The sequence below is a fragment of the Sphingobium sp. TomTYG65 genome (assembly GCF_055395525.1).
The window spans coordinates 2682735-2699539 of sequence record NZ_AP027330.1; the positions used below are offsets into that span (position 1 = coordinate 2682735).

The following is a 16805-nucleotide window of genomic DNA, read 5'->3' on the forward strand; positions in this document are numbered from 1 at the left end:
CCGCAAGCGGGAGGGGGCTAGGGGGTGGGCTGACGCAACCTCAGCCTTCCTTGCGGAGCAAATTCAAAAGCTCGCTTCGCTCGCACCCACGCCTGATCTTCAAACGGGTCCCTCGCCTCGTTCGAACGCCTGGCGGAGGGGCAATGTCTTGGCCAGGCCGGTTCCAACTCCCGTGCGTGACCCAACGGCCACAGGTTCCCCGAAAACCATCCTATTTCTCTAACGGACGCCGATTTGGCCTGTCCTACATCCCTCCGACTTGCCTATCCCGCACCCGTCTTTGAAATGTCGAACTGCTTTCCACGACGCCTACGCGCGCCCGCGCACGCGCGCGCATATGGTGTGAACTTCGGCGGAAAATGGCGGTTTTCTAGGCCGGATAGCTGATCGCCATCACCTCATATTCCTTCTCCCCGGCGGGGAGGAGGACGCGGCGCAGGTCGCCTATCGCGGCGCCGCGCAAAGCCCTTGCGATGGGGGAGCCCCAGCCGATCCGCCCGGCGCTGGCGTCCGCTTCGTCATTGCCGACAATGGTGACGGTGCGGTGATTGTCATCCTCGTCTGCAATCGTGACCGTCGCGCCGAAGAAGACCTTGCCCTTGTCCGGCTGCTGGCGCGGATCGACGACCTTGGCGTCCTTCATCTTCTTCGACAAACGGCGCAGCTGGCCGTCAATCTCCCGCATGCGTTTGCGGCCGTAGAGATAGTCGCCATTCTCGCTGCGATCGCCATTGCCCGCCGCCCAGCTGACAATCTCGACGATGCGCGGACGCTCGAAGCCCAGAAGCTGGTCATATTCTGCGCGCAGCTTCGAAAAACCTTCAGGGGTGATGTAGTTGGGATGAGCGGTCATGGCAGCATAGCCTAGCCCTGCGTATCGAGCGGAGTCGAGATGCGGTTGCTTAAAGTTTCTCGACCCGCCCGATTGAATGGCAGAGCTTAACCCGGCGTCTGCTTGCCCAAATATTTCGACAGTGGCGTATTGGAGCCCCGGAAGCGCGCCCGCTCGGGGTTCATCGCTTCATAGACCACGGCATTTTCCAGCACGCGCTGCACATAGTTGCGCGTCTCGAAGATCGGGATCTGTTCAATCCAGCGCAGCATGTCCGCGCCCGGCAGGCGGGGGTCGCCATTGGCGGCGATCCACCGGTTCACATTGCCGGGCCCCGCATTATAGGCGGCCACCGCCAGCGGGTAGCTGCCACCATAATAATCCAGCATCCGCTGGAAATAGGAGGAGCCCAGCATGATGTTGTAGCTGGGATCGTTGAGTGATCCAGGGTCATAACCCAGACCCAGCTTGCCCGCCTGCTCCCGCGCGGTGCCCGGCATCAGCTGCATCAGGCCGCGCGCGCCCGCATGGCTGACGATCTGCCGGTCGAACTGGCTTTCCTGCCGCGCGATGGCGTGAACCATCGTCCAGTTGGATTGCGCAGTGGGCGGCACCGGCACGCGCGGGAAGGCGCTTTCGCCATAGCCGGTAAGGCCGCTCGATACCGCGCGGCGGCCGACCATGACGCCCATGTCCGGCCGCCCGATGCTCTTGGCCAGTTCGGCGGCGAGATAATGGTCGCTGTCGCTGTCGGCGTTGTTCGCGATAGCCCGGGCAAATTTGCTCTGGTCTTCCCAATAGCCCATCTGCCCCAGCGCCTTGACGGCGCGGACGACGGATCGATTGCTGAACGCCATTCGCTCAGCGGCCGAAATCTCGACCGGCCGCTCGACCAACGCCGGGGCAGGGACGGGCTTGCCGATCCGCTCGAGCGAAAGCTGGCCATAAAATTGGTCCGGGAATACCGCCGCCTGCGCGAAATAGCTGTTGGCAGTCGCTGTGTCTCCCGCAGCCATCGCCGCGCGGCCGGCCCAGTAATAGCCTTTTGACTGGGTCTGCGGAGACTTGGCCGCCGTTGCATAGCGGCGGAACATGGCCGCGGCATCCGCCGGGCGGTTCAGATTGTAAAAAGCCGTCGATCCCGCCAGCCAGGCTAGGCTCGTATAATCGTCGCGCTCCCCGATCGGACGGCTGGAGACATCGACGCCAGGGGCATAAGCGTCGTCAATCTTGCTGGCGATGCCGTAAGCGAAGCTCCACTGGCTGTCATTGGCGGCGGCGCGGGCCTGGCCCAGCAGCGTCTCATACCATTTTTCGGCATTGCCGGGGCGGAAGGTCAATGCGGGTCGATTGGCGAGATATTGCCGGGCGGCGATCCAGTTGCCGGTATTGATCATCCAGGTCGCCTTGTCGGCGACATAGCCCGCATCGGACACGCCCACGCTTTCCGCGATCTGCATCCGGGCTGCAGCGTCCGGCAGCTTCTGGCGGAAGGCGATGCGCGCGTCATAGACTGGTCGGCGGGCAGGGGTCAGATAGGCGAGCATCCGCTGCGCACCTGCGATATCATTGCCCCACAGCAGCATGTCGGCGCGCTGATCATGGTCTGCGCTCGTCCAGCTCGATCCAAAAAGCGACAGCAATCGCGCTTCATCGTCAGGCGAAAGCGAGCCGCCAACCCACGCACTGCGCGCGGCGATGCGCGCTTCGGGCATGCGGCCCATCTGCATCAGCGCCAGCGCGTTGCGCGCATGGCCAGTCGCCGTGCGCGCCGGGAAGCGAGCGAAAAAGGCCGTGACCTGGCGCGGATCATAGCTGTTGGGATTGATGCTGGTTTCCGCCAGCCGCCGCATCCGGTCTTCCCCCGGCCAGCCCGGATTGGCCATGATGAAGCTGGCATAGGTGGAAAAGCCCAGGCCATCGCTCTGCTGCAGCGAACGCCACTGGCTGATCGTGGCGGAGATGGCTGGATCGGACGCGACGCCGATTCGCCCGCTCACCTGATTCCAGGGTCTCGGCTGAGTCGATGCGGGAACCTGCTGCACCACTGCGCCCCGCGGGTAAGGCGATGTTGAGGGATAAACCGGTGCTTCGGTCTGCGCGCTTGCGCCGGCGGTCAAAAGAAGAAGAGCGATCAAAGGCATGCGGACCATTGCTGTTTCAGGGCGGCGAGGTGACAGCCTACTGGACATCATCGCAATTCCATCCTTATCAGGCCATGAATGACGCGCTATAGCGCCACGTCGCCCTCACTCGACAGTGTGCCCCGGAATGCCGGTGAATTGAAGGAGTTTGTTGATGTTTTCCGGGTCCATTCCGGCGCTGGTCACCCCGTTTCGCGATGGGACAGTGGACGAGGCAGCATTTCGCGCTCTGGTGGACTGGCAGATCGAGGAGGGGAGCAGCGCGCTCGTGCCCTGCGGTACCACCGGGGAAAGCGCCACCATGACGGTGGAAGAGCATAATCGCGTCGTTGCCATCTGCGTCGATCAGGCCGCCGGCCGCGTGCCGGTGATCGCGGGCTGCGGTTCCAACGACACCCGAATCGCGCTGGAGCATATGTTCGCCGCGCAGGCAGCTGGCGCAGACGCCGCTCTGGTCGTCGCGCCCTATTATAACAAGCCGAACCAGGACGGCGTCTATCAGCATTTCGCTTATCTGGCCGAACGCTGCAACCTGCCGATCGTCCTCTATAATGTACCCAGCCGCACCATCACCGACATCGGTGTGCCCGTAATCCATCGCCTGTCCGAAGAATATCAGACGATCGTCGGCATCAAGGACGCCACCGGAAATCTGGGGCGGGTCACCGCGCAACGCCTCGCTTGCCGGGCCGATTTCTGTCAGCTGTCGGGCAATGACGAAACCGCTCTGGGATTTAATGCAATGGGGGGCAAGGGCTGCATCTCCGTCACAGCGAACGTCGCGCCGCGACTGTGCGCGCAGTTCCAGGCGGCCTGCGCGTCAGGTGACTGGAATGGCGCGCTTGCGCTTCAGGATCGTCTCTATCCCCTACATGATGCCCTGTTCAGCGATTCTTCACCCGGCCCAGTTAAATATGCCCTCACGCGCGTACGGTCGGACATGCCCGGCGACCTGCGCCTCCCGATCACTTGGCCTTCGGAATCGAGCCGCGCGGCCGTCGATCGGGCGCTGGAAATTGCGGGTCTCGTCTAAAAAGGCTGCGGCCTTATTTGGTGAAGTGAGTTAGTTAAGAGTTCATGGCCCGCCCCCGTCCCGAACTGTTCGACAAGAAGAAGATCGTCGCCGAAAACCGGCGCGCCCGCTTCGAATATTTCCTGGAGGATGTGTTCGAGGCCGGTATCGCTTTGCAGGGCACGGAAGTGAAGTCGCTTCGCTTCGGAGAGGGCAACATCGCCGAAAGCTATGCCGAGGTGAAAGGCAATCAGGTGTGGCTGGTCAACAGCAACATTCCTGAATTCAGCCACGGCAACCGCTTCAACCACGAGCCCAAGCGCCCCCGCAAGCTGTTGTTGCATGAGCGGGAAATCGCGCGGATGCACGGCGCGGTGGAGCGCAAGGGTATGACGCTGGTCCCCTTGAGCATCTATTTTAACAGCCGGGGCAAAGCGAAGGTCGAACTGGCGTTGGCGAAGGGCAAGAAGACGCACGACAAGCGTGACACCATCAAGGAACGCGACTGGAAGCGCGATCAGCAGCGCATCATGAAGGCGCATCGCTGATGGACAACAGGCTCAGCCGCTGGTGGCATGCCCATGCGCCTACGCGCGAATCGCTCGAAGATAATCGTTTCCTCGCTCCTGTGGCTCACCGCGTGCTGGAGCCCTCGCTTTGGCGGTTCACCCGTCGTTCGGTGCCGCGCGGCGTAGCGCTCGGCCTGCTGGTAGGCATCTTCCTGTTGATCCCCGGCATACAGATCGCAGGTGCTGCGCTGCTGGCGCTGCCCTTTCGTGCCAATATCCCGATCGCGGCGGCGATGACCTTTCTATCCAATCCTGCGACGACGCCGCTCATTCTTTGGGCGTCGGTCTATATCGGTAACTGGATGTTGGGGCGAACCGCTGACGCATCGGGTTTCATGGCGCTGGTCAACGATCATGCGACGATCCGGCAATGGGTCGCATGGCTGTTTTCCGAAGCGGCGCCTGCCATGCTGTTCGGCCTTACGCTCATCTCCATCGCGATGGCGGTTGTTGGCTACTTCATCGCGGACTGGATCTGGCGTCATCGCATGGGCCGGAAATGGCATGCCCGTAAATTGAGGATTGGCAAGGCACCCGAAAGCAGCGCATTGGAAGAAGTCGCCCCCGTCTGACGGCGGGTGACACTGTCCATGCGTTTTCAAGGGGGAAGGCCGGGCCATGGCCTCGCGCGTCAAAAGGGATGAGGAAGCGTGGACGGGTGAAAGCCCATCGCGCCTGTCCCTGCCGCTGCTGATCCTGGCCGCGCTGCTATCGGCGGCCTGTGTCATTTATGCTGTCGGAGATAGGGCGCTGGCGGCGGGCTTTGCGGCCATGGTGCTTGCGGCGGCGGCGCTGCTCAGCTGGTATCGCCGCGTCTTCCCTGAAGAAGCAGCCGATCGTGAAGCAATGCCTGACTGGACGGTCGCACGCGCAGCGGCAGATGCGTCGAATATGGCGATAGCGGTGACCGACAGGGCTGGACGCCTGGTTTGCGCCAGCGACCTGTTCGGCGAATGGTTTCCCGGTTTCCCTACGCCTCCGAATATCACGGCGGAGCCCGGCCTGTCGGAAAGCCTGGGCACAGCCGCTCGTGCTGCCTGGCGGGATGGTGAGGCGCGGGTGGAGGGCATGGCGCAGGGCGCTCTGCGGCTCGATGTCGATATATGCCGCACCGGACGATCGGAAGATTATCTGCTCTGGCGCTTCACGCCTGTGCGGCAGCCCAATGCCCTCGACGATGTGCACCGGCTGCTGACTGGCGACGCGGGACGGCAGATGGGCGAAGCCGGGATCATGGCGGTCATGATCGGTGGTGAAGGACGAATCCGCGCGGCCAACGGGGCTTTCCTGCTGCGCGCGGCCGGGCGGATCGATGCGAATATCACGGGTCGTGACTTCGCTGCCCATATGCGAGTGGATGACAAGGGGCGACTGTTCTTGGCGCGCGAGGAGACCGGGGGCTTGCCGCTACGGCTCCTCCAGGTGCCTTTGCGCCGTGCGACGCAGCCGGCTGGCAACCAGAGCGGTGGCCAGGATGGGCCGATGCTCCTGCTGCTGATCGATGAACCAGCGGGCAGTTCGGGCGGTACGTCGGCGCTATCCTATATAGAAACACTGCTTTCCCTGCTGCCCTTCGGCTTGGCGATGGCGGATCGTGACGGCCGGGTGCTGTTCCTGAACAGCGCCTTCTCGCGCGCGGCTGGCCTCAAGCGCTCTGAACGGCCCAGCTATCCGGGCGATCTCGTCGTTCGAGAGGATCAGGCGGCGGTCGCGGACGCGGTGCGCCGTTTCGCGGTTGGACCGCAAATGTCCGGCGACATCGCGATCAGACTCCGCAACGAACCGGAAGAACCGACGGCGCTCAGCCTTGCAGGTGTGCGTGGTCTGGGCGAGGCGGCGGTGCTGCTCAGCCTCAAGGACAACAGCGAGGAGAGCAAGCTCAAGCGGCAGGTCGCCCAAGCGACTAAGATGCAGGCGATCGGACAGCTTGCTGGCGGCGTCGCGCACGATTTCAACAATATCCTGACCGCCATCATCGGCCATTGCGACCTGATGCTGATGCGCCATACGCCGGGCGACAGCGATTATGACGATATTCAGCAGATCAAGTCGAACAGCAATCGCGCGGCGGGCCTGACGCGTCAGTTGCTCGCCTTTTCGCGTCAGCAAACGTTGCGTCCGCAGGTGCTGCAATTGCCGGACATTGTGGCGGATGTCTCCAATCTTTTAAAGCGCTTGTTGGGCGAAAGCGTGAAGCTGGAGGTCAGCCACGGCCGCAATCTGGGAGCCGTGCGCGCAGATCCGGGGCAGCTTGAACAGGTGATCGTTAACCTCGCCGTCAATGCTCGCGACGCCATGCCCGAAGGCGGCATTCTCAACATACAGACCTATTCCGTACCGGCCGCGAAGGTTCGGGAAATGCGGCAGGAGATACTGCCTGCCGCGGATTATACCGCTCTGCGGGTGTCTGACACGGGTCTGGGTATTCCCCCCGACATATTGTCCAAAATCTTCGAACCCTTCTTCACTACCAAGGAGCTGGGCAAGGGCACCGGCCTTGGACTTTCAACCGTTTACGGCATCGTCAAGCAATCTGGTGGCTATATCTTCGCCGAATCCGAGTTGGGGCGCGGGGCAAGCTTCGTGATTTATCTGCCGGTCTACCAGGGTGCCGACATGGAACAGGCTCCACCGTCCAAGGCTCCGGTCAAGCGCAGCGAAACGTGGGGAACGGGCACGGTTCTGCTGGTCGAGGATGAGGATATGGTACGCGCTGTTGCGGAGCGTGCGCTCGCACGGCAAGGATATAAGGTACTGACCGCCAACGATGGTGAGCAGGGGCTGGAGGTGCTCGCCGGCGGCGAGAAGATCGACCTGCTGATATCCGATGTGGTCATGCCCAATATGGATGGCCCATCGATGGTCGCCCGCGCCCGCAACAGCCATCCGGACCTTCCGGTGCTGTTCATGTCCGGCTATGCCGAGGAGCAGTTGCGCAAGTCGATCGACATTGCCAACGTCGCTTTTCTGCCGAAGCCTTTTTCCGTCAGCCAGCTCGCCGAAGCCGCACGCGACGCATTGGCGATGCGGTCAGCGGCGGATTGAACTTCTTGAACGATCAAGCGTTTATGCTCGTCGGCGCGTCGATGATAAGATGGCGAGCGTAACGAAAATAGGGGATCGCACATGTCGGACAGCAAGACCATTCTGGTGGTCGAAGATGAGGCGATGATCGGCATGATGCTGGAAGATTATCTCGATACCCTCGGCTATCGCCTTCACGCCATCGCCGTCTCGGTGGAAGAAGCTTGCGATCAAGCGCGCAGGGGTGGCTTTGACGCCGCATTGGTCGATTGCAATCTTCAAGGTGAAAAAAGCTGGCCTGTTGCCGATATTCTCGCAGAGAGCGGTATCCCGTTCATCTTTGCGACCGGGGGAATGGCCGATGACGTGCCGTCCAGTCATTCGGATCGGCCAACATTGGCGAAACCCTACACGATTGGGGCCGTCGAGCGCGCTCTGACGAAGGTTCTTTCCCCCCAATAGGAAATTTCCGTTCCCCTCTTGTTCTTATAGAACAAACAGGATACGTAGTGGCCAAGGCGCCACTTAATCGGCGCTTCCGCTTGACAGGGGATAGGCCGATGACCGCAATGCTCTCACTCATCGATTCCAAAAAGACAGGGACAATGGACAGACAGAAAGCATTGGAAGCGGCTCTTTCCCAGATCGACCGTGCCTTTGGTAAAGGCTCGGCGATGAAGCTGGGCAGCCGCGAGAAGATCGAGATCGAAGCAGTCTCGACCGGATCGCTGGGCCTAGATATCGCACTTGGCATCGGCGGCCTGCCGCGGGGACGCATCATCGAAATTTACGGGCCGGAAAGCTCGGGCAAGACGACGCTGGCGCTGCATGCCATCGCTGAAGCGCAGAAAACTGGCGGCATTGCTGCCTTTGTCGATGCCGAGCATGCCCTCGATCCTGCCTATGCCAAGAAGCTGGGCGTCGATATCGACGAATTGATCGTGTCTCAGCCCGATACCGGCGAACAGGCGTTGGAGATCGTCGATACCCTTGTTCGTTCCAACGCCATCGACGTTCTGGTGGTGGACTCGGTGGCGGCGCTTGTGCCTCGCGCGGAAATTGAAGGCGAGATGGGCGACAGCCATGTCGGCCTGCAGGCCCGCTTGATGAGCCAGGCATTGCGGAAGCTGACCGGCTCGATCTCGCGTTCGAAGTGCCTGGTCATCTTCATCAATCAGGTCCGCATGAAAATCGGCGTCATGTACGGAAATCCGGAAACGACGACTGGCGGCAATGCGCTCAAATTCTACGCCTCTGTCCGTCTCGATATTCGTCGCACCGGTCAGATTAAGGATCGGGACGATATCGTTGGTAACGCAACCCGCGTGAAGGTTGTGAAGAACAAGGTCGCTCCGCCGTTCAAGCAGGTCGAATTCGACATCATGTATGGTGAGGGCATTTCGAAGATCGGCGAGATTCTCGACCTTGGCGTCAAAGCTGGCGTCGTCGAGAAGTCGGGCGCCTGGTTCTCCTATGACTCAGTCCGCATTGGCCAGGGTCGCGAGAACGCCAAGACCTTCCTTAAGGAGAATCCCGAAATGGCGGACCGTCTGGAACGGGCGATCCGCGGCAAGACCGAAGAGGTCGCAGAAGGGATGATGACCGGACCCGAAGCGGAGGATGATGGCGAATAAGCGCGGCAAGCGCCTGCGGCCGGATCAGCCGCAGGACAGTTGCGCGGCTTTGCTCGCCTCTCGTTTCACGCACTGAAAAGGCCCGCCTGCGCTTCACTGCGGGGCGGGCCTTTTACCTTCGCCTTGGCTGTGTGACCGATCGGATTGGGGCGCGCTTAAATCATGCGTGCTCAAGGTCGGACGGTTGCTTCTTGTGCACCTTTTTACGAGGTATGCGCCCCTGCTGGACCGCAAGCCTCTTCTTGAGCCTTACACCTTGCAGTCCCCAATCTCCAAAATGCACTCCGGCCAGAAGCATGAGCAGGCCGTAGAGGAACAGGGTAATCGTCAGTGGGAGCGCTAAAAGAACGTCCAGGACTTGCTCAGTCGGCGTTTCTACTGGGCCGACCCGATCGATCCCGAACAGGGCTAGGCCATCCTCTAGCGAATGGCCGTCCCATTCGCGCCGGAACAGCCATTCGCCTGCCTCGATCGCCAAGATGGGAGGCGCGATGAGCATAGCGGCAAGGCCGATGATGACCATCGCTTCGCTCAGCAACTGGACTCCGAGATTCGCGAGGCGGCGCTTGATTGTAAAATCATGCCCTGGTTCCTTCAGTATCTCGGGTTTCATGATTCCGAGCTGACTGGCAGCGGCGGGTGAGTGCGTGTCGAGAAAGCCGTACCGCTCCAGCTTCGGCAGCATGCGCCTGTTCAGCTGGGATTTGCAGCTGTCTTCTATGAACTTTTGCTGCTCAATTGTCAGTTCTTCACGGAAACTATCGGATTGTCCTTTTCTTATCCGTAAGGCATCCGCGTCAGACCTGTCGTAGTCATGGCCAGGAATGCCCTGCGCCAGTTCCAATGCTTTCAATTTTTCAAAGGATGAATTTTCCACAGCATATCGTAACGCTTGATAATTGACCGGTTCGCCGAGGAAGCCGAGCATTTTTTCTACCTCAGACTCTGTATTATCTAGCAGATCCTCATAATATATGATGTGGTGATCATGTCGTGCGAGCCCGGCCGCCCAGCTGTTCATATATTTGATGTAGTGCGGAAGACCTCTGTCTTCATCGGCAAGGAAATCATCAATGCTACCGCGGAAGGACATCTTGTGCCGCGTGACATGGTGATAATCAGAAATGAGTACCGCCCGCGGATCACGGATCAGGAATATGACGGGAAGCCGACTGGGCAAAGTTGGTTTAAAGCGAAGATGGGTTGAAGGGACCAAAGGAAAGGACGCGTCCTCCGATCTGCGCACGAAAGCCGGTATGCCGCGCACCGGATCCAAATCGAAATTTGGCGCAAAGGTGAACATGCTCTGCGTCGTGATCGGCGAATATTCTCGCGATGCGAGGAAATACTGCGCCAGAATAAATCTCAGCCATGTCCGGCCTGATTTTGGATAGGAGGCTAGAAGGGCAGTCGCAGCGCTGGATACCAATCGCAGGCTACGGGCTGAAGAAATGCGGCGTGCCAGGAGGGAAGGGGCCTGGGTAAGCGAGGCGATCAGGGGCGTGTCCATAAATATAGATTAGCTCCGCACATCACGGGCGTGGGGAACTTTTCTGGATGATGGCCAAATTGTGTAACGGAGGTGAAACGGACATCTCCTTTTTCAAACTGTGGCGCACCTCATTGACAGGAAGCAGGCCATCGCCGAAAAGAACATATAGAGAACATTTATATGGTCGAGTCGGTGAACACGCTTGCAGCCCTCAGGCGGCACATCGCATCGTTGGAAGGAATTCCAGCCGCCCCCACCAGTGCGCGGATCGCAACGGGGCGTTTAGATTTTGACCAGACGTTGCACGGCGGCCTGGCTAAGGGCCGGGTGCATGAACTGCTCGGAAATGATGATGATGAAGGCGCTGTAGCGGGTCTTTCCCTGATCTTCGCCCATCTTGCAGCGGGAAGCTCTCCTCTGTTCTGGCTCCGCCCCGCCAATGGAACGGCCGGGCAGCCTTATGGTCCGGGTCTCGCCGCACTCGGAATAGATCCCGCTCACTTGCTGATCGGCGTCATGAAGGATGAAGCGTTGCTGTTGCGCGCGGCAGTCGATGCCTTGCGTTGCCCCGCACTTGGCGCGCTCGTGATCGAACTGCGCGGGCGCGCGCCACTCATGGACCTGACCGCTAGCCGTCGCTTGGCGCTCGCGGCGGAAGCATCAGGTGTTACCGCTTTTCTGCTGCGTATCGGCGCTGATCCGACGCCAAGCGCAGCCGACACGCGCTGGAGGGTGAGGGCAGCGCCTTCCGTGCCGCTGCCGGGCAATGCACCGGGAATGAGCGCCTTTGATCTTAGCCTGCTGCGCCGCCGGTCAGGACCCGACGGCATGACATGGCGCCTTGTGTGGGACAGCGACCGAGGCGTCTTTGGAGAAGAATGTGATGAACGCCATGACCGGAGAAGCGACAGCGCGGACACGCCGCTATCTGGCGCTGTGGTTCCCCTTCCTCCCGCTCGACCGGCTGCGCATCGCGCGGCAGGATCTCTGGACGGCCCGAGGGCAGGATGCCCCCGCCGTCATTGTCGAAACGGTGCGCGGGGCGATGCGGCTCATGGCACTGGACGCTGATGCGCTGGCAATTGGCCTCAGCGCGGGCATGACGCTGGCCGATGCACAAGCGCGCCAACCTGATCTGCGTGTGTTCGAAGCCGATCCCCATGCCGATCAGGATTGGCTGGAGCGGCTTTGCGACGGGTGCGCTCGCTATACGCCGAGTGCAGCGCTTGGCCCACCCCAGGGATTGATGCTCGACATCAGCGGCTGCGCGCATCTCTGGAATGGTGAGGAAGCTTTGGCGCGTGCGGCGGTCGAACGGCTGGAACGGCACGGCATGCGGGTGCGCCATGCGCTGGCGGGCACGCCGGAGGGCGCCCATGCGCTGGCCCGCTTCGCCTCAGTTCCCGCCGCCGATGAGGAGGGCGCTTTACGCCGCCTGCCGATCGAAGCGCTTGGACTCGAAGAAGAAAGCACGCTCGCGCTGCGTCGCGCGGGGCTGCGCACGGTGGGAGACCTCGCCGCTCGTCCCGCGCCGACTCTCGCTGCACGCTTTGGTGAAGAGGCGGTTGACGCCCTTCACCGCTTGCTGGGCCTCGGCCACCGTCCCCTTGCCCCACGTCGTCCGCATCCCGCAGTACGCGTTGAACGCCGCTTTGCCGAACCGGTGGGCAGCACCGCCTATGCGCTTCGAACCTTGGAAGAGATGGCTGTGGAAGCGGGCGAACGTCTTGGCGAACGTGGGCAGGGTGGACGCCGGTTCGAGATTTTATTTTTTCGCACCGATGGCCTCGCCTTTCCTCTGCGGATCGAAACCAGTCTGCCCGTGCGCGACGCGCCTTCCATCATGCGACTGGTGCAGGAGCGGATCGACAGCCTGTCCGACCCGCTCGATCCCGGCTTCGGTTTCGACATGCTGCGCCTTACCATATCCCAGGCCGAAGCGATGGCTGCCACCCAATTAGCGTTGGAGGGGGGAGAAGCGCGCCGCGAGGAAGAGATTGCCGCGCTCATCGATCGCCTTTCCGTCCGGGTGGGCCGGGCGCGCATCCAACGCTTGGAACCGCGCGACAGCCATATTCCCGAACAGGCGCAGTTGGCCTTGCCTGCCGTTGAAAGCCGCACCCCGTCCAGCTGGCCGCGCCAGTCCGAGCCAGGTGATCCGCCGATGCGCCCCATCCATTTGTTCGATCCGCCCCAGCCTATCGAGGTAATCGCAGAGGTGCCCGACGGCCCGCCGCATCATTTCCGCTGGCGCCGCGCGGCTCATGAAGTGACCCGCTATGAAGGACCCGAGCGGATTTCGCCTGAATGGTGGAAAGCGAAGGATGGCGCTGTGGAGGGCGAAAGCACCGGCCTCACCCGGGATTATTACCGGATCGAGGACGCACGCGGGCGGCGCTATTGGATTTTTCGCCACGGCCTGTACGGCGCAGAAGCCCGCCATCCGCGCTGGTATATCCACGGGCTGTTCGCATGAAACGCGGCAAAGGGCCTAACCCTTCCCAACCCAAGTCGATCGATAGGCGGGAATTGAATGCGATCGAGGCGGCTAGGGAGAAGGAGAAGTTGCAACGGCCCCAGCCTCCGCGACCGGGCAGGGAAGCGCCTGCTTTTGCGGAATTGGGCGTTATGTCCAACTACAGCTTTCTGCATGGAGCTTCTCATCCCTCTGACCTAGTGGGACAGGCAAACCATCTTGGACTTCGCGCCATCGGGATTGCCGACAGGAATAGCGTGGCTGGAGTGGTGCGGGCCTATGTCGCGTTGCGCGATGCTCCGGAAAGGGCGCGCGCCGCTTTAATGGAAGCCAAGAAGCAGCGTTGTGAACCGCCAATTTTGACGGCGAAAGAAGAAGCGTTGTGCCAAACCGATCTCCGGCTGGTCGTGGGCGCCCGCTTGGTCTTTGTCGATGGTACGCCGGATATTCTGGCATATCCCAAAAGCCGCTTGGGTTGGGGACGGCTGACCCGTTTATTGACTAAAGGCAATATGGAGGCCGTCAAAGGCGATTGCATCCTGAGTTTCGGTGATCTGCTGGGGCATCTTGAAGATCTCCTGCTGATCGTTCTGCCGCTCTCCACCGCTCGGCCGCAACAAGCGCACAAGGCCCCTCCTGGCTATCCTTTCGAGGATAAGGGGCGACCTGCCTCCCACCTTAGGCTCGTCCCGCCCGCTTCACCGCCAACATGGCAGGAGGCGCTGCGTAAGCTTAAGGGCAGTGCTCCGGGCCGCATATGGCTGGGCCTTTCTATCCGTTACAATGGCCGGGGCAGCCGTCATGTCGCGATCATGCAGGATATTGCGCGAGAAATCGGCGTCCCCCTCATTGCGACCAATGATGTGCTTTATGCAGAAGAGTCAGCAAGGCCCTTGCAGGATGTTCTCAGCTGTATCCGGGATGGCGTGTCGCTCAAGCAATCAGGCCGGCGGCTGGAAGCCAATGCCGAACGTCATTTAAAGTCCCCCACTGAGATGGCGCGGCTCTATGCCGCCTGTCCAGAAGTCCTTGCTGAGACGATCCGCTTTGTCGAACAGATCGACTTTGCGCTTACTGACCTCAAATATGAATATCCCCATGAGCCAGTCCCGCCCGGCTGGTCTCCCGACGATTGGCTAGAACATCTGACGCGTCAGGCCGCGGCTGGCCGTTACGGACGTCCTTTGCCCCCTAAAGTCAAAAGCATGATCGATGAGGAACTGCGCCTCATTCGCAAGCAGAATTATGCTTATTACTTCCTGACGGTTCATGACCTTGTACGTTTCGCGCGGGCACAGGAGCCTCCAATTCTCTGCCAAGGAAGAGGGTCGGCCGCCAATTCGATAGTCTGTTTCCTGTTGGGCGTAACGTCTGTCGATCCGGTCACGCACAATCTGCTTTTTTCCCGTTTCGTGTCGGAGGAACGTAACGAGCCGCCGGACATCGACGTCGATTTCGAACATGAGCGGCGGGAAGAGGTGATGCAATATGTCTATCGCCGCTACGGCCGCGAACGTGCCGGTATTGCCGCGACCGTAATCCACTACCGCTCCCGCAGTGCCTTGCGGGAAGTTGCCAAGGTGCTGGGCCTCAGCGAAGATATCGCGACCCGGCTGTCCAGCACTATATGGGGCAGCTATTCGGGCGACCTAGGCGATGCGCGTTTTACCGATGCGGGCTTTTCGCTCGACAATGCGGAGATTGTCCGGTTGCGCTCGCTGGTGGAACAACTGATCCGCGCGCCTTTCGCTCGCCACCTGTCCCAACATGTTGGCGGTTTCGTTCTCACCCAAAACCGGCTGGACGAGACGGTGCCCATTCATAATGCCGCAATGCCCGATCGCAGCTTCATTGAATGGGACAAGGACGACATTGATGCCCTTGGCCTAATGAAGGTCGATGTGCTGGCGCTCGGAATGCTAAGCTGTATTCGCAAGGCTTATGATCTGATGCGGCATCATGGCCTTGGCGATCATGATCTGACGGTTGATCTCGCATCGGAAGACCCCGCAGTTTACGCCATGCTGCAGAAGGGCGACAGTATTGGCGTGTTTCAGGTGGAAAGCCGTGCGCAGATCAACATGCTGCCGCGATTGAAGCCTGCTAATCTCTATGACCTTACAGTTCAGGTCGCGATCGTTCGGCCAGGGCCCATCGAAGGCGACATGGTGCATCCCTATCTGCGGCGCCGGGAAGGAATTGAAAAAGCTGAATTTCCTTCACCTGGCCCCCCGCACGATCCTAACGAGCTAAGAGATCTGCTGAGGGAAACCTACGGCGTTCCCCTCTTCCAGGAACAGGCGATGAAGCTCGCCATCACTGCCGCCGAGTTCACGCCGTCCGAAGCGAACCAACTCCGCCGGTCGATGGCAACTTTCCGCCAGATCGGAGGGATGGACAAGTTCCGGGACAAGATGATCCGCGGCATGGTCCGGCGCGGCTACAAGCAGGACTTTGCTGAGCGCTGCTACAAGCAGATTGAGGGCTTCGGCAGCTATGGCTTCCCCGAAAGCCACGCCCTATCCTTCGCGCGACTGGTCTATGTGTCGGCCTGGATAAAATGCCATCAACCTGCGGTCTTCGCCTGCGCGTTGCTGAACTCCCAGCCTATGGGTTTCTATGCACCGGCTCAGATCGTCCGCGATGCGCGCGAGCATGGCGTTGCCGTTCATGATGTTGATGTGAACATGAGCGGATGGGACAACAGCCTCGAACCCTTGTTGCGCTCGCGCGATAGCGGGAAGGGGGAAGGGGTCGGACGCGCTCTCGCGTTGCGGCTCGGTTTTCGGCAGATTGACAGCTTTCGGGAAGAATGGGCCAAGCGGCTGGTGCATGCGCGGGGGCAGGGGCTGTTCACCAGCCTTGAGGATCTGGCGCGGCGGGCGGGCTTGCCTGCTCGGGCGCTGCGCCTGCTGGCGGATGCCGATGCTTGTCGATCCCTGGGACAAGACCGGCGGACAGCATTGTGGGAAGCGCGTCGCACTCCTTCGGACGAACTGCCGCTCTTTGCCGCCGCCCGCGCGCATGACCAGCAAGTGCGCGAACTGGCGCCGGAGCCGGATGCGAAGCTGCCTGCCATGCCACTCGCCGAACAGGTCGCCGCCGATTATCAGATGACGCGACTCTCCCTCAAAGGCCATCCGATGCAGTTTCTGCGGCCGGTCTTTGATGCTGAAGGCGTGCTGAGCTGTGCACAGACCAGCGCGGCGAAAAATGGCGCGTTGGTGCGCACCGCTGGAGTGGTGCTGGTCCGGCAGAGGCCAGGCAAGGGCAATGCCGTTTTCATCACGATTGAGGATGAAACGGGGATCACCAATATCCTGCTCTGGGCGCGGCTGTTTGAAATGCAACGTCGCCCCGTCATGGCGTCCCGACTGATGCTGGTCGAAGGAGAAGTGCAGCGCAGCAAGGAAGGGGTCGTCCACCTGATGGCAAGCCGCGTGCATGACCGTAGCGCCGAACTGTCACGCCTGTCGGATGTGCATCGCCCCAACATCGCACTTTCGCGTGCGGACGAATTCATCCACCCTCAGCACCCCCGCACGTCCAGCCATCCGCGAAATGTGCGAGTATTGCCAAAATCGCGCGACTTTCATTGAGGCGCTTCGATCCAAAAAGGCTC

At 60.9% G+C, this 16805-nt stretch carries 12 protein-coding genes; 9 read left to right on the plus strand and 3 right to left on the minus strand.

What is annotated here, in order from left to right; genetic code table 11:
• Positions 1-370: 370 nt before the first annotated feature.
• Entirely contained in the window at positions 371-853 is a 483-nt protein-coding gene (gene greB / locus ACZ5Y5_RS13330) for a transcription elongation factor GreB (protein ID WP_464809073.1), read from the minus strand.
• An 86-nt stretch (positions 854-939) separates the two neighbouring features.
• Positions 940-2976, minus strand: a complete 2037-nt coding sequence (locus tag ACZ5Y5_RS13335; RefSeq protein WP_464810546.1) for a lytic transglycosylase domain-containing protein — start codon at positions 2974-2976, stop codon at positions 940-942.
• 154 nt (positions 2977-3130) lie between these two features.
• On the opposite strand from ACZ5Y5_RS13335, the gene dapA reads away from it, so the two are divergent.
• From dapA to recA, 6 genes are all read left to right on the plus strand, one after another.
• A complete protein-coding gene (gene dapA / locus ACZ5Y5_RS13340; protein WP_464809074.1) occupies positions 3131-4009 on the plus strand; it encodes a 4-hydroxy-tetrahydrodipicolinate synthase in 879 nt (292 codons plus the stop codon).
• Between the two features lie 44 nt (positions 4010-4053).
• Positions 4054-4536 carry an SsrA-binding protein SmpB gene (gene smpB, locus ACZ5Y5_RS13345; RefSeq protein WP_464809075.1) on the plus strand — a complete coding sequence of 161 codons (483 nt, stop codon included), beginning with the start codon at positions 4054-4056 and terminating at the stop codon, positions 4534-4536.
• Complete coding sequence (locus ACZ5Y5_RS13350) at positions 4536-5129, plus strand: DUF2062 domain-containing protein (RefSeq protein WP_464809076.1); 594 nt, start codon at positions 4536-4538, stop codon at positions 5127-5129. The genes smpB and ACZ5Y5_RS13350 overlap by 1 nt, the downstream gene beginning before the upstream one ends.
• Positions 5130-5175: 46 nt before the next feature.
• The gene (locus ACZ5Y5_RS13355; RefSeq protein ID WP_464809077.1) at positions 5176-7602 is read left to right on the plus strand and encodes a hybrid sensor histidine kinase/response regulator; all 2427 of its coding nucleotides are present in this window, start codon (positions 5176-5178) and stop codon (positions 7600-7602) included.
• 81 nt (positions 7603-7683) lie between these two features.
• Positions 7684-8043: a response regulator gene (locus tag ACZ5Y5_RS13360; protein WP_464809078.1), complete on the plus strand. Its 360-nt coding sequence runs from the start codon at positions 7684-7686 to the stop codon at positions 8041-8043.
• A 98-nt stretch (positions 8044-8141) separates the two neighbouring features.
• Positions 8142-9215 (plus strand): recombinase RecA, encoded by a 1074-nt coding sequence (gene recA / locus ACZ5Y5_RS13365; RefSeq protein WP_464809079.1) that lies wholly within the window; start codon positions 8142-8144, stop codon positions 9213-9215.
• 160 nt (positions 9216-9375) lie between these two features.
• On the opposite strand, the gene ACZ5Y5_RS13370 is transcribed toward recA, so the two are convergent.
• Positions 9376-10725, minus strand: a complete 1350-nt coding sequence (locus ACZ5Y5_RS13370; RefSeq protein ID WP_464809080.1) for a sulfotransferase domain-containing protein — start codon at positions 10723-10725, stop codon at positions 9376-9378.
• A gap of 162 nt (positions 10726-10887) precedes the next feature.
• On the opposite strand from ACZ5Y5_RS13370, the gene ACZ5Y5_RS13375 reads away from it, so the two are divergent.
• Genes ACZ5Y5_RS13375 through ACZ5Y5_RS13385 form a run of 3 tightly spaced genes read left to right on the plus strand, consistent with a single transcriptional unit; the run spans position 10888 to position 16782 of the window.
• Positions 10888-11778, plus strand: a complete 891-nt coding sequence (locus ACZ5Y5_RS13375) for an ImuA family protein (RefSeq protein ID WP_464809081.1) — start codon at positions 10888-10890, stop codon at positions 11776-11778.
• A complete protein-coding gene (locus ACZ5Y5_RS13380) occupies positions 11753-13183 on the plus strand; it encodes a Y-family DNA polymerase (RefSeq protein WP_464810547.1) in 1431 nt (476 codons plus the stop codon). The genes ACZ5Y5_RS13375 and ACZ5Y5_RS13380 overlap by 26 nt, the downstream gene beginning before the upstream one ends.
• Entirely contained in the window at positions 13180-16782 is a 3603-nt protein-coding gene (locus tag ACZ5Y5_RS13385) for an error-prone DNA polymerase (protein ID WP_464809082.1), read from the plus strand. Before ACZ5Y5_RS13380 ends, ACZ5Y5_RS13385 begins: the two co-directional genes overlap by 4 nt.
• The last annotated feature ends 23 nt before the right edge of the window (positions 16783-16805 follow it).

Excerpts from the sequence above, each read along its gene's own strand:
- smpB (WP_464809075.1), top strand. The coding sequence starts at position 4,054 with ATGGCCCGCCCCCGTCCCGAACTGTTCGACAAGAAGAAGATCGTCGCC.
- dapA (WP_464809074.1), top strand. The coding sequence starts at position 3,131 with ATGTTTTCCGGGTCCATTCCGGCGCTGGTCACCCCGTTTCGCGATGGG.
- ACZ5Y5_RS13350 (WP_464809076.1), top strand. The coding sequence starts at position 4,536 with ATGGACAACAGGCTCAGCCGCTGGTGGCATGCCCATGCGCCTACGCGC.
- ACZ5Y5_RS13355 (WP_464809077.1), top strand. The coding sequence starts at position 5,176 with ATGGCCTCGCGCGTCAAAAGGGATGAGGAAGCGTGGACGGGTGAAAGC.
- greB (WP_464809073.1), bottom strand. The coding sequence starts at position 853 with ATGACCGCTCATCCCAACTACATCACCCCTGAAGGTTTTTCGAAGCTG.
- ACZ5Y5_RS13360 (WP_464809078.1), top strand. The coding sequence starts at position 7,684 with ATGTCGGACAGCAAGACCATTCTGGTGGTCGAAGATGAGGCGATGATC.
- ACZ5Y5_RS13385 (WP_464809082.1), top strand. The coding sequence starts at position 13,180 with ATGAAACGCGGCAAAGGGCCTAACCCTTCCCAACCCAAGTCGATCGAT.
- recA (WP_464809079.1), top strand. The coding sequence starts at position 8,142 with ATGACCGCAATGCTCTCACTCATCGATTCCAAAAAGACAGGGACAATG.
- ACZ5Y5_RS13370 (WP_464809080.1), bottom strand. The coding sequence starts at position 10,725 with ATGGACACGCCCCTGATCGCCTCGCTTACCCAGGCCCCTTCCCTCCTG.
- ACZ5Y5_RS13335 (WP_464810546.1), bottom strand. The coding sequence starts at position 2,976 with ATGCCTTTGATCGCTCTTCTTCTTTTGACCGCCGGCGCAAGCGCGCAG.
- ACZ5Y5_RS13380 (WP_464810547.1), top strand. The coding sequence starts at position 11,753 with ATGCGGCTCATGGCACTGGACGCTGATGCGCTGGCAATTGGCCTCAGC.
- ACZ5Y5_RS13375 (WP_464809081.1), top strand. The coding sequence starts at position 10,888 with ATGGTCGAGTCGGTGAACACGCTTGCAGCCCTCAGGCGGCACATCGCA.